General features: G+C 58.8%; 10 protein-coding genes. 6 read left to right on the top strand and 4 right to left on the bottom strand.

From position 1 onward, the window contains the following. Positions 1 to 30: 30 nt before the first annotated feature. The 3 genes from hfq (at position 31) to E5180_RS04375 (ending at position 2,064) form a co-directional block, all read left to right on the top strand. Positions 31 to 270, top strand: coding sequence for an RNA chaperone Hfq (gene hfq, locus E5180_RS04385; RefSeq protein ID WP_005853497.1), 240 nt, complete (start codon positions 31 to 33; stop codon positions 268 to 270). A 56-nt stretch (positions 271 to 326) separates the two neighbouring features. Continuing rightward, positions 327 to 1,565: a GTPase HflX gene (hflX, locus tag E5180_RS04380; protein WP_138923324.1), complete on the top strand. Its 1,239-nt coding sequence runs from the start codon at positions 327 to 329 to the stop codon at positions 1,563 to 1,565. A 97-nt stretch (positions 1,566 to 1,662) separates the two neighbouring features. Next, entirely contained in the window at positions 1,663 to 2,064 is a 402-nt protein-coding gene (locus tag E5180_RS04375; RefSeq protein WP_138923323.1) for a DUF2177 family protein, read from the top strand. 76 nt (positions 2,065 to 2,140) lie between these two features. Here the strand turns inward: E5180_RS04375 and E5180_RS04370 are convergent, their stop codons facing one another. Both E5180_RS04370 and E5180_RS04365 read right to left on the bottom strand, forming a co-directional pair. Next, entirely contained in the window at positions 2,141 to 2,704 is a 564-nt protein-coding gene (locus tag E5180_RS04370) for a pseudouridine synthase (RefSeq protein WP_138923322.1), read from the bottom strand. Further along, entirely contained in the window at positions 2,701 to 5,169 is a 2,469-nt protein-coding gene (locus tag E5180_RS04365) for a penicillin acylase family protein (protein WP_138923321.1), read from the bottom strand. Before E5180_RS04365 ends, E5180_RS04370 begins: the two co-directional genes overlap by 4 nt. Positions 5,170 to 5,268: 99 nt before the next feature. Between E5180_RS04365 and E5180_RS04360 the strand changes: the two genes are divergently transcribed. Then, the gene (locus E5180_RS04360; protein ID WP_138923320.1) at positions 5,269 to 6,141 is read left to right on the top strand and encodes an NAD(P)-dependent oxidoreductase; all 873 of its coding nucleotides are present in this window, start codon (positions 5,269 to 5,271) and stop codon (positions 6,139 to 6,141) included. 45 nt (positions 6,142 to 6,186) lie between these two features. Here E5180_RS04360 and E5180_RS04355 read toward each other — a convergent pair whose 3' ends face one another. Together E5180_RS04355 and hemB are read right to left on the bottom strand one after the other, a co-directional pair. Beyond that, positions 6,187 to 6,753, bottom strand: coding sequence for a YSC84-related protein (locus tag E5180_RS04355; protein ID WP_138923319.1), 567 nt, complete (start codon positions 6,751 to 6,753; stop codon positions 6,187 to 6,189). Positions 6,754 to 6,896: 143 nt separating this feature from the next. Further along, positions 6,897 to 7,895 carry a porphobilinogen synthase gene (gene hemB / locus E5180_RS04350; RefSeq protein ID WP_138923318.1) on the bottom strand — a complete coding sequence of 333 codons (999 nt, stop codon included), beginning with the start codon at positions 7,893 to 7,895 and terminating at the stop codon, positions 6,897 to 6,899. 152 nt (positions 7,896 to 8,047) lie between these two features. Here hemB and E5180_RS04345 point away from each other — a divergent pair, with 152 nt between their 5' ends. Continuing rightward, complete coding sequence (locus tag E5180_RS04345) at positions 8,048 to 8,575, top strand: component of SufBCD complex (protein ID WP_138923317.1); 528 nt, start codon at positions 8,048 to 8,050, stop codon at positions 8,573 to 8,575. Between the two features lie 31 nt (positions 8,576 to 8,606). Then, on the top strand, positions 8,607 to 12,095 hold the full coding sequence (gene mfd, locus E5180_RS04340; RefSeq protein WP_138923316.1) for a transcription-repair coupling factor: 3,489 nt from the start codon (positions 8,607 to 8,609) through the stop codon (positions 12,093 to 12,095). Positions 12,096 to 12,112: the final 17 nt, after the last annotated feature.

Below are 12,112 nucleotides of genomic sequence, written 5' to 3'. Positions count from 1 at the left end.
ATAACAGCAAGAACAAGAGCGAGACCAACAATGGCGGCTGACCGACAAAACCTGCAAGACGCATTCCTGAACCATGTGCGCAAGACAAAGGTGCCGGTAACGATTTTCTTGATTAACGGCGTGAAGCTGCAAGGCGTTATCACGTGGTTTGACAATTTCTGTGTTCTGCTACGCCGCGATGGCCAATCGCAGCTTGTTTACAAACACGCGATTTCTACAATCATGCCAAGCACGCCAATCTCACTATACGAGGGTGAAGACGCTAATTGAGCCGACCTCCATTTCAAATTGATGACACCGCAGGCCCGAAGCGTACCCGGGCTTGGGTGATTCACCCTGACATCAAGTCAGACAACGACCGCCGCGTTGCAGAGCCCGCCTTGGCGGAAGCCGTGGCACTGGCGCATGCCTTGCCGCATCTGGATGTCGAAGGGGCGAATATCGTGCCCCTGCGCACCGTGAGCGCGGGCATGCTGTTCGGCTCCGGTAAAATCGAAGAGCTCAAGAACATCTTTGAAGAGGCTGAAGTTGACCTTGTTTTGGTCGACGGGCCCGTCACGCCTGTGCAGCAGCGCAACCTTGAAAAGGCGTGGAACGTTAAACTGCTGGATCGTACCGGTCTCATCCTCGAGATTTTCAGCGACCGTGCGGCGACCCGCGAGGGTGTCTTGCAGGTCGAGATGGCAGCATTGAACTATCAGCGTACGCGGTTGGTCCGCGCCTGGACCCACCTTGAACGTCAACGTGGTGGTTTGGGCTTTGTCGGCGGCCCCGGCGAAACCCAGATTGAATCGGACCGTCGCGCCATTGACGAACAGCTTGTGCGTTTGCGCCGTCAGCTGGACAAGGTCGTCAAAACCCGCGCCCTGCACCGTGCCGCGCGGGCCAAGGTGCCGTTCCCGATTGTCGCGCTTGTCGGCTATACCAACGCCGGTAAATCGACGCTTTTCAATCGCATGACCGGCGCCGAGGTGATGGCCAAGGACATGCTTTTTGCCACGCTGGATCCGACGATGCGCAGCCTTGTGTTGCCCGATGGGCCAGAGATTATCCTCAGCGATACAGTGGGCTTTATCTCTGACCTGCCGACCGAACTGGTCGCGGCCTTCCGCGCGACGCTGGAAGAGGTGCTTGCCGCGGATATCATCTGCCACGTGCGCGACATTTCTCATGCCGAAAGCGAGAGCCAGGCCCAGAACGTGCGGGATATTCTGACGTCATTGGGCGTGCCCAAAGACACCCGTAGTTTTGAAGTTTGGAACAAGCTTGACCAGCTTGATGACGACCGCGCCGACGCCGTGCGCGCCCGTGCGCAACGTGATGACAGCGTGCTTGCCATTTCTGCCATCACGGGCGAGGGGCTGGACGAGCTGCAAGCGGTCATCGCCGAAGCGCTTCAGGGGGCTGTACGCGAGGCAGAGCTGACGCTGGCCTTTTCCGATGGCAAAAAGCGCGCGTGGCTGTTCGAACAGGACGTCGTGATCGAGGAAACCCAGACCGAAGACGGGTTCAATTTGATCGTACGCTGGTCCGCGCAACAAGAAGCGCAATACCAACGCCTTTGACCGCCGACCAAATTTCAGCAAAAAGCGCCCGCAAAATTCGCATTTTTCGGGCGCTGCCGCATATCAAAGGGTACCGTTGATTTTTCAGGAGCACCCGATGAGCTTGATCATCCTTTATGTACTGACCTTTGCGATTTTTCTGGCGCTCGATTTTCTGGGGCTCAGCTATCTGATCAAACCGGTTTTTAGCCGCGATATCGGTCCTTTGTTGCTTGATCAGTTCCGGCTTCTGCCCGCCTTTGTATTCTATGCTTTCTACATCGCGGTGCTGCTGTATTTCGTCAGCTGGCCAGCGATGACCCAAGATAAATCGCTGCTGTGGGTGTTCGGTAATGCCGCGCTGATCGGCGCGTTGGGGTATGGCACCTATGAGTTCACCAACCTTGCCACGTTGAAAGACTGGACGGCCCAGATGGTGGCGACGGATTTCACGTGGGGGGTGGTGCTGACCGGCACCTCTGCCACGCTCGGGGTGTGGGCCACGCGGGTGTTTTCCTGACGTACCGGCGCGAAGGTCAAGTGGGGGCCAGCCCCCCGGCCTTTGGCGGTCCCCCGGGATTTCGGGCCATTTGGAATTAGCGGCCAAGCTCGGATGAAAAGCGCCAAGCGCCGGGTTGAAGCTTGTGCAGTTCCCAGTCTCCAACACGTGCACGGATGAGGCGGAGTGTCGGCAGATCCACATGCGCTGTCATGCGGCGGACCTGACGGTTGCGGCCTTCGGTGATGGTAATCTCGAGCCATGCGTCAGGCACGGATTTACGAAAGCGTACAGGCGGGTCGCGATCCCAAAGCGGTTCGGGCGGGTCGATCAGCCGCGCCTTTGCGGGCGCGGTTTTGCCGTCTTTGAGCATCACACCGCTGCACAGAGCGCTAAGTGCCTGTTCATCCGGAGTGCCTTCGACCTGAACCCAATAGGTTTTGGTCAGCTTGTATTTCGGATGCGAAATGCGGGCCTGAAGAGGGCCGCTGTCGGTTAAGACCATAAGCCCTTCGCTATCACGATCGAGCCGGCCAGCAGGATAGAACCCTTTTTCGTCAATATAGGCCGACAAGGTCGGGCGCGGCGATCCTTCGGTGCCTTTATCAGTGAATTGAGACAGTACGCCAAAAGGTTTGTTGAACAGGATAACGCGGTTCATGGGGTCTCCGGTATCAGCTTGGTGATGCCAACGGGGGCAGCGCGAGCGAGATCTTGGTCAAGCGACATGGGGATGTATTCGCCGCGCCGCCATAGCTGTGCCAGATCGTCGTAGTGGTGTGACAGGAAGTGCCCCGACTGCCCCGTAGAGGTGACAAATACCGATGAATCCGGGTCGGCGAAGTCATAGACGCCGCGGAACCCTGCGCCGTGGACGTTGGCGAAAGGATCCGGACCCGTGCCCCGTGTGCGGCCACGCAGCAGCGTGTTGTCGCCGCCTGAGGTCGACTGGCGGATGTTCATGAAATAGCGCAGCACGGGCACTTCGCCCAGGGTCTGGTGGTCGTGGGTCGCCTGATGCGCGTCGCCCCACCGCAGGGATTCAAGCTGGCTGCCCCATGTTTCATCGATCCAGACCAGCGCGTCGTCCAGCGCGAGACGCGCCATGTCGGGGCAGGTCTCTTTCGGCGCGGATTGCAAGATATCGCACCAGGCAGCGGCACCGTCCACATTGCGGAAAACGCGTTCAATGAACAGCGGATCGACGTGGTCATATTCCTGTGCCAATGCGCCCAGTTCATCCTGAATCAGGCGTTCTTGCAGAGCGCGTACCCACGCCGCATAGATCAGCGGTTCGGGCAGGTGTTCGCTCATCTCTCCTGACCAGCCCGCCAGCAGGGTAAGCGCCCGCTGGCGTTGACGTTCAGGCGTGCCTTCGGGCGCGGTTTCGCCCGTGAACCAAAGTTCGGCACCGATCAGCGGGAGCAAAGAGCGGGCCGTAAAGCTGACGGTATCAAGCTGCGCTTCGATAAAGCTGTCACGGGTGTGGACCTGCCGGCGCTGCATCAGACTGCGCCAGCGCTGGATACGTTGGGTATCGCCCCAAAGGAAGGACACGTGGTTGGGAAAAGGCCGGTCGACGGTTTTGTTGTTCGTATTTCCGAGAATCCCGCCGCGCGGCGAGAGGAATTCGGGATTGGCGCTATAGGGCAAGCGGCCTTGCCAGCGGTTGGCACCGATCCACCCGGGAGTGGGCATCCGCCCTTGGCTTTGGTGGGCCGCGTCACGGGCAGGCAGCACGCCGATGGTTTTCATCGCGATCGTGTTTACATCCACCAGTGTCAGGTTTTGCGAGGGCGCGATATAGGCCTCGCCAGATGCGATCCCTTCCTCGACGGTCTTTGCCTCCATCAGCTGCATCGCGGCGGCGATCGACGTGTCGGCGGGGTCAAGCGCGGTCCAGTTCAGCGCCGCGACATGGCCGGGTGGCGTGATTGCCGCCAGGTTATAGTGGCTGCCGGGCAGCACCGGCCCGTTGTCCGTCCAGCGCAGGGTCAGCGTGATGGGGTCGGCGTCTTTGACGGTGATGATTGATGCGCGTTTGGCGAACCTTTTGAACCCGTCGGGGGTGCGGTATTCCTCTGAGTTATCGGGGTTCAGCTCTTCAATATAGACGTCCTGATCGTCGGCATAGGACGATGTGATGCCCCAGCCAAGCGCACTGCTGCGGCCGGTCAGCACTACTGGGATGCCGGGGATCGTACCGCCGATGACACCACCCGATCGCAGTTCAAGGCGCGCTAGGTACCAGATGGTCGGTGCGGTAAAGCCCAGATGCGGGTCATTGGCGATCAGCGTCCCCCCCGAGGCAGAGCGATCCCGCGCCGCGGCCCAAGCGTTTGAAGCGCCCGCAAGGTCAAAGGTTTTGAACGGCGACAGGGGTGATGGATCAAGCGGGATGTTTGCTGCAAATTGCGGCAGGCCCGGTGCCAGTTGCGCATATTCAGGCAAGGCTGCGATACCGCTGCCCGGCGCGTCGGGTAGGATGTCGGCCAGCCGATCTTGATCTGGCAGGGCAAGCGACGTGCGCGCACGTTTCACCTCGGCATCTAGATGGCCCGACAGCTGTAGCGCCATCAGCTTGACCAATGCGACAGAATCCGCCGCACGCCAAGGGGCAACCGGGGCATCGAACAGCAGCATTTCAGGGGCACCACGGCCCAAGGCTTCTTTGTTGATCTGGTCCAGACGGGCATTCACACCGGCGGCGTAAGCGTCCAACGCCGCACGGGTCGTGGGGTCGAGCGCCTGAAGCGACTGGACCGACAACGTATAAAGATCAAACCGGCGCATAAGGCGGTCAATGCGCACGGTGGCAGTGCCAAACACCTCTGACAGGCGCCCCTGAACCGTGCGGCGCATGGTAATCATCTGCCACAGACGGTCCTGCGCATGGGCGAAACCAAGCCCATAGAAGACATCGCGGTCATTCTCGCCAAAGATATGCGGCACATTGGCGTTGTCACGCACGATCTCTACCTCGGCGCTGAGGTTGGCCACCTTAACCGTATCGTCGTAATCGGGCAGCGACCGCGAGGCGAGCCAGTAGGCCCCGCCAACACCAATCACCGCGATCACCACCAATAGCGTTGCAATTCGCATCAGCCACCGAAAAACCACTGCCATGTCACGCTCCTGGGTAATATCCGGACGCAATTGACCAATGTGCGCGGGATGATAGGTTCCCCACAGGCAATAGCGCAACTGAATGATAAGGAAAAGACGATGACAAAACTCGCATTTTTGGGACTGGGTGTGATGGGGGGGCCGATGGCCGCACATCTGCAAAAAGCAGGGCATGACGTGACCGTCTATAACCGCACCACAGAAAAGGCCCGCACATGGGCGCAGACCCATAGCGGTACCATGGCCGAAACGCCCAAAGCCGCCGCAGAGGGTGCGGAAATCGTGTTTTCCTGCGTGGGCAATGATGATGATCTGCGGTCGGTTTGCCTGGGCGACGATGGCGCCTTTGCGGGAATGGACGAGGGCGCGATCTTTGTCGACCACACCACCGTATCGGCGGCCGTCACGCGCGAATTACATACGGCTGCGGCTGCGGGCCAGATCAGCTTTATCGATGCGCCGATTTCGGGCGGTCAAGCGGGCGCCGAGAATGGCCAACTGTCGATTATGTGCGGCGGCGACTCCAGCGCGTTTGAAAGAGCGTTGCCCGTGATGGAAGTCTACGCCAAGATCTGCCGTCGCCTGGGCGACAGCGGTGCCGGCCAAATGACCAAGATGTGTAACCAGATCGCCATCGCCGGTCTGGTCCAAGGCCTGAGCGAGGCGCTCCATTTCGCTCAGAAGGCCGGATTGGACGGGCGCGATGTGGTCGAGGTGATCAGCCAAGGTGCCGCTGGCAGCTGGCAGATGGCCAACCGATACGAGACGATGCTGGATGATAAATTCGACCACGGGTTCGCCGTAGATTGGATGCGCAAGGATCTGGGGATTTGTCTGGACACTGGCAACGAGATTGACGCGAGCCTGCCTGTCACGGCGCTGGTCGACCAATTCTATAAAGAAGTTCAGAAAATGGGTGGCGGACGTTGGGATACGTCGGCGCTGTTCAAACGACTGAACGCTTTGGGGTAGGGAAAAAGCTGCCCGACCCGCACAGATGCAGGTCGGGCGTATCCCTTAGGGAATGATGCGCGAGTATTTGGTGCCTTCGAGCGTCGCGCCAAGACGCAGACCGGCGCGGCCGAACACCGCCGCCACGACAGGGGCAAGCACGGTCGTCGTGTCTGCCTCCACGCTTTCGCCACGGTCCGAGATGACATATTCCAGATCGGCCCCCGCAGCCCAACCAGGGGAGCGGCGGAAATCGCTTAGGGCGGTTTCGGTCATAAAGAACAGCACGTGGGCATATTGCTGCGCCCCAATTTGCAGCCCGCCAGTTGCCTTGGTGACAGAGTAATAATCGACAGTCACATTGTTTACTTGCAGCGCGCCACGGCCATAGGCCCCGCCAAAGCCAAGCCCGGCTTCGGTCACCAGCGGCATCACAAGCATGCCGTTCGATTTATCGGCCAGTTGCCGCGTGTTGGGATAGGTGCGGTACATCGCGTCAAGCGTGGCTCTTACACGCGCATCGATCATCCCGCTGCCACGGCTGCCCACACCGTTGCCACATGCCGCAACGGCACCCGCGCTTGCAATCGCACCCAAGGCAAAAGCCCGGCGCGAGAAAGTGTTGTTTGTCATAGTATTCTGCCTGTAATTATCAATACCGGTTCATCCGGTTTCCTTGCGATCTTATGCGCAAAACCCGCGGGTGTCACGGATTTAGGGCCTAAATCGGCGATGATCTGCCACGTTTGCCGTGATTTACCCGCGTAAGAGCAGAATTAACCGTTCATCAGCCGCGCCACTGCAGGGGCGAAATAGGTCAACACCCCGTCACAGCCCGCACGCTTAAAGCCCATCAGGCTTTCCATCATCACGCGTTCTTCGTCGATCCAGCCATTCTGCGCAGCGGCCTTGACCATGCTGTATTCCCCCGACACCTGATAGGCAAAAGTGGGGGCGCCAAAACTGGATTTCACGCGGTGGCAGATATCAAGGTAAGGCATGCCGGGTTTGACCATGACCATATCGGCCCCCTCGCGCAGGTCACGTTCAATCAGGCGCAACGCTTCGTTGCTGTTGGCGTAATCCATTTGATAGGTCTTTTTGTCGCCGGTCAGTGCGCCTGATGCACCAACGGCATCGCGGAACGGGCCGTAGAACGCCGAGGCGTATTTCGCAGCGTAGCTCATGATCATCACATCCGAATGGTTGGCCGCTTCAAGGCCTGCGCGGATCGCGGCGATACGCCCATCCATCATATCCGACGGTCCGATGATATCCGCGCCCGCATCCGCCTGTGCCAGCGACATCTTGACCAGCGCTTCGACCGTACGATCATTCACGATGATACCGTCTTCGACAAAGCCATCATGACCGTTGATATTATAGGTATCCAGCGCCACATCCGTCATGATGACCATATCCGGCACAGCCTTGCGGATCGCACGAATGGCGCGGTTGGCATTGTTTTGCGGATCCCACGCGCCGGCACACTCCTCTGTCCGGTCCTCGATTCCGGTGTAGGGAAAGATGCACATGGCCCCGATACCAAGATCTGCTGCCTCGCGAGCTGCCTCGACCAGCTTGTCGACGCTACGACGATAGACACCGGGCATAGAGGGCACCGGCTCTTCCATGCCGTCGCCGCTGCGCACAAAGACCGGCCAGATCAGATCCCCAAGAGACAAGGTGTTTTCACGCACCAAGGCGCGCACACCTTCGGATTGGCGGGTACGACGCAGGCGGGTGGCGGGAAAGGGGGCTTGTTGGGGTCTCATGTAAAATACCTCAGATGCTTTGACGCAAGGCTTGCCATGTATTTTTGCACGGCTCAAGGCTAGGAATTCCGCTTGACCGTCGTTATGACTGGCAGTGGATTGTAGGGCAGCACGTCTGAACGCAATGATTTCACTCAAAAGACGAGCGCACCTTGACCCTCTATCAGACAATCTTCGAAGTCATCGACATGCGATCTTTCTCCAACCTGTGGTACTGGATTGCCGTAGCTGTGGTCTGGTCGTCGGCCAGTCATTGGGTGTTGGGCGTGCCCTTTGATCTGGTGTTGCGGGCACGGCGCAATGGCGAACAGGCGCTTGCTGACCTCGAGGATTTGGCCCGCATCAATGTGAACCGTATTCTTTATATCACACAAGTGTCAGGCATCTGGATTATAGGCCTTAACTGCTTTTTCATGACGATGCTGTTTACACTGGCGATATTCTACAACTTTGAATTCGCCCAAGCGGTGCTGCTACTGGCGTTTCCGCTATCGTTGGTTGGCCTTCTGAGCGTGTCTACCGCGCAGCAAATTCGCGAAGATTCCGCCACCGGCGAACGGCTGATCAAACGCCTGAACCGTCACCGTCTTTACACCCAGATCATCGGAATGTTCTCTATTTTCGTCACATCGATGTGGGGGATGTATCAAAACCTTTATACGGGTCCGTTTGGCGGTTGAAAAACACGCGATCGGATACAGGTAACTGCTGATGTCACAGAAATCCCAAATCACGCTGTCCGGCGTCCCCGAAGGCTTTGATGCACAGGCAGTGCTGAACGAACTGGGCAAAAGTGGCACGCCTGTGTTGCATATTGCACGCGATGACAAGCGCATGGCAGCGATGCAGGCCGCGTTGCGCTTTTTCGCGCCGGATGTGCCGGTTGTTGTGTTTCCGAGCTGGGATTGTTTGCCCTATGACCGTGTGTCGCCCAATGCCGATATTTCGGCGCAGCGCATGGCGACGTTGGCAGGGCTGGTGCACGGGATGCCGGACCAATTCATTCTGCTCACCTCTCTGAACGCCGCGACGCAACGGGTGCCGGCACGCGATGTGCTGCGAAATGCCGCGTTTTCCGCCCGTGTGGGTGACCGTATCGACGAATCCGCATTGCGGGGGTTTTTGGTGCGTATGGGATTTGTGCAAAGCCCGACGGTGACCGAACCGGGGGATTACGCGATCCGCGGTGGCATCATCGACATTTTTCCACCCGGTGACCTTGGCCCCGTGCGGCTTGATCTGTTTGGCGACACGCTGGACGGCGCGCGGCGCTTTGATCCTGCCACGCAGCGCACCACCGAAAAGCTGGAACTGATCGAACTGGCCCCCGTCAGTGAAGTCATTCTGGACGAAAGCGCGATCACCCGTTTTCGCCAGAATTACCGGATCGAATTTGGGGCCGCGGGCACCGATGATCCGCTGTACGAGGCGATCAGTGCAGGCCGCAAGCATCAGGGTGCGGAACACTGGATGTCGTTCTTTCACGAGACGCTTGAGACGCTGTTTGATTACGTGCCGCAGGCCACGATCACGCTGGACGACCAGCTCACTGCGCAGCGCCTGTCACGGTGGGACAGCATCGCCGACCAGTATGAAACCCGCAGGCTGGCCATGGCGAACCGGTCAAAGATGGACAGCGTGTATAAACCCGCGCCGCCCGAAGGGCTGTACCTGACCGATACCGCATGGGAAACCGCGTTGATCGGCAAGCGCGTGATTGATTTTAAGGCGCTGCCACAGCCGACGGGACCAAATGTGCTGGATGCGGGCGGGCGTTTGGGGCGTAACTTTGCACCTGAACGACAACAGGAAACTGTTAGCCTTTTCGGGGCTTTAGCAGCGCATCTTAAAAAGAAACTTCAAGTCGGCCCCGTGGTCATCGCCAGCTATTCCGATGGTGCCCGGGAACGGTTGACCGGCCTGATCGAAGACGAAGGCATGGGTGAAACCATCGCCATCAAGAACGGCACGCGGATTGGAAAACGCGGACTGCATCTGGCGGTTTGGGCATTGGAACACGGGTTCGAGGCCCCCTGGGAAAGCGGCAGCAGCACGTCAAAGCTGACTGTTATCTCTGAGCAGGATATTCTTGGCGACCGTTTGATCCGCTCTGCCAAGCGCAAACGCCGTGCCGATAACTTCCTAACTGAAACCCAATCGCTGAGCCCCGGTGATCTGGTCGTGCATGTGGATCACGGCGTTGGCCGGTATCTGGGGATGGAGGTCGTAACCGCTGCCGGTGCCGCCCACGAATGCCTGCTGCTGGAATACGCCGAAAACTCTAAACTGTATTTGCCCGTTGAAAATATTGAACTGCTGTCGCGGTATGGGCACGACGAAGGATTGCTCGACAAGCTTGGCGGCGGTGCGTGGCAATCCAAAAAGGCCAAGCTCAAGGAACGCATCCGCGAGATGGCGGACAAGCTGATCCGCATCGCCGCCGAACGTGCGCTGCGCAAAGCCCCCGTGATGGATCCGCCGCCAGGCATGTGGGATGCGTTTTCTGCACGCTTTCCCTATGCCGAAACCGATGATCAGCTTAGCGCGATCTCGGACGTGCTGGACGATCTGACCAGCGGCAATCCGATGGACCGGTTGATCTGCGGCGACGTGGGCTTTGGCAAAACCGAAGTGGCAATGCGCGCGGCCTTTGTTGCGGCGATGTCGGGGCTACAGGTGGCCATTGTTGCGCCCACAACCCTGTTGGCACGCCAGCACTATAAATCCTTCGCCGAACGCTTTCGTGGTTTCCCGCTTGAAGTACGCCAGCTGTCCCGCTTTGTCAGCGCAAAAGAGGCGAACGCCACGCGCGATGGCATCACCCGTGGCACGGTCGATGTGGTCGTTGGCACTCATGCGTTGCTGGCGAAAAGCGTCAAGTTCAAGAACCTCGGCCTGCTGATCATCGACGAAGAGCAACACTTTGGCGTTAGTCACAAAGAGCGCCTGAAGGCGATGCGCACGGATATTCACGTGCTGACCCTGACCGCGACGCCGATCCCGCGGACCCTGCAGCTTAGCCTGACGGGCGTGCGCGACCTGTCGATCATCGGCACGCCGCCCGTCGACCGTTTGGCGATCCGCACCTATGTCAGTGAATTTGACGCCGTAACCTTACGCGAAGCGCTGCTGCGCGAGCATTATCGCGGCGGGCAATCCTTTTACGTGGTGCCGCGCATTACCGATCTTCCAGAGATCGAGGCGTTCTTGAAAGAGCAACTGCCCGAGCTTACCTACCTTGTCGCCCACGGCCAGATGGCCGCCGGAGAGTTGGACGACCGGATGAACGCGTTCTACGACGGCAAATATGACATCTTGCTAGCGACCACCATCGTTGAATCCGGTCTTGATATTCCGACGGCCAACACAATGATCGTGCACCGTGCCGATATGTTCGGACTGGCGCAGCTGTATCAGATCAGGGGCAGGGTGGGCCGATCCAAAACCCGCGCCTATGCCTATCTTACAACCAAACCCCGCGCCAAGCTGACCACCACTGCCGAAAAACGCCTGCGGGTGTTGGGCAGCCTCGACACGTTGGGAGCGGGCTTTACGTTGGCGTCACAGGATCTGGATATTCGTGGGGCCGGCAACCTGCTGGGCGAAGAGCAATCCGGCCAGATGCGCGATGTGGGCTTTGAGCTGTACCAATCCATGCTGGAAGACGCGATCGCCAAGATCAAGTCGGGCGAGATGGAAGGCGTGATTGACGACGATGGCCAATGGGCACCGCAAATCAATCTGGGCGTACCGGTGCTGATCCCCGAGGACTATGTGCCCGATCTGGATGTGCGTCTTGGCCTCTATCGTCGCTTGTCTGGGCTGACCACCAAAGTCGAGCTTGAAGGCTTTGCTGCAGAGCTGATCGACCGCTTTGGCAAGCTCCCACGCGAGGTGAACACGCTGATGCTGGTGATCCGGATCAAGGCGATGTGCAAACGTGCGGGAATTGCCAAGCTCGACGGGGGCCCCAAGGGTGTCACGATCCAGTTCCATAACGATAAATTCGCCTCGCCCGAAGGGTTAGTTAGCTTCATTCATGACCAACGTGGGCTGGCGAAAGTCAAAGAGAACAAGATCGTTGTCAAACGGGACTGGAAGACCGATGCCGACAAGATCAAAGGGGCTTTTGCCATCGCCCGTGATCTCGCCGAGCACGTGATCGCCAAGGAAAAGCAGACCAAAAAAACAAAAGCCTGACCCGTTGCGGGGTCAGG

This window comes from Sulfitobacter sp. BSw21498, from assembly GCF_006064855.1.
GTDB lineage: Bacteria > Pseudomonadota > Alphaproteobacteria > Rhodobacterales > Rhodobacteraceae > Sulfitobacter.
The sequence above is the reverse complement of the archived record's forward strand: the minus strand, read 5'-3'. Positions and strand labels throughout refer to the sequence as shown.

Excerpts from the sequence above, each read along its gene's own strand:
- E5180_RS04375 (WP_138923323.1), top strand. The coding sequence starts at position 1,663 with ATGAGCTTGATCATCCTTTATGTACTGACCTTTGCGATTTTTCTGGCG.
- E5180_RS04370 (WP_138923322.1), bottom strand. The coding sequence starts at position 2,704 with ATGAACCGCGTTATCCTGTTCAACAAACCTTTTGGCGTACTGTCTCAA.
- E5180_RS04360 (WP_138923320.1), top strand. The coding sequence starts at position 5,269 with ATGACAAAACTCGCATTTTTGGGACTGGGTGTGATGGGGGGGCCGATG.
- hfq (WP_005853497.1), top strand. The coding sequence starts at position 31 with ATGGCGGCTGACCGACAAAACCTGCAAGACGCATTCCTGAACCATGTG.
- hemB (WP_138923318.1), bottom strand. The coding sequence starts at position 7,895 with ATGAGACCCCAACAAGCCCCCTTTCCCGCCACCCGCCTGCGTCGTACC.
- E5180_RS04365 (WP_138923321.1), bottom strand. The coding sequence starts at position 5,169 with ATGGCAGTGGTTTTTCGGTGGCTGATGCGAATTGCAACGCTATTGGTG.
- E5180_RS04355 (WP_138923319.1), bottom strand. The coding sequence starts at position 6,753 with ATGACAAACAACACTTTCTCGCGCCGGGCTTTTGCCTTGGGTGCGATT.
- mfd (WP_138923316.1), top strand. The coding sequence starts at position 8,607 with ATGTCACAGAAATCCCAAATCACGCTGTCCGGCGTCCCCGAAGGCTTT.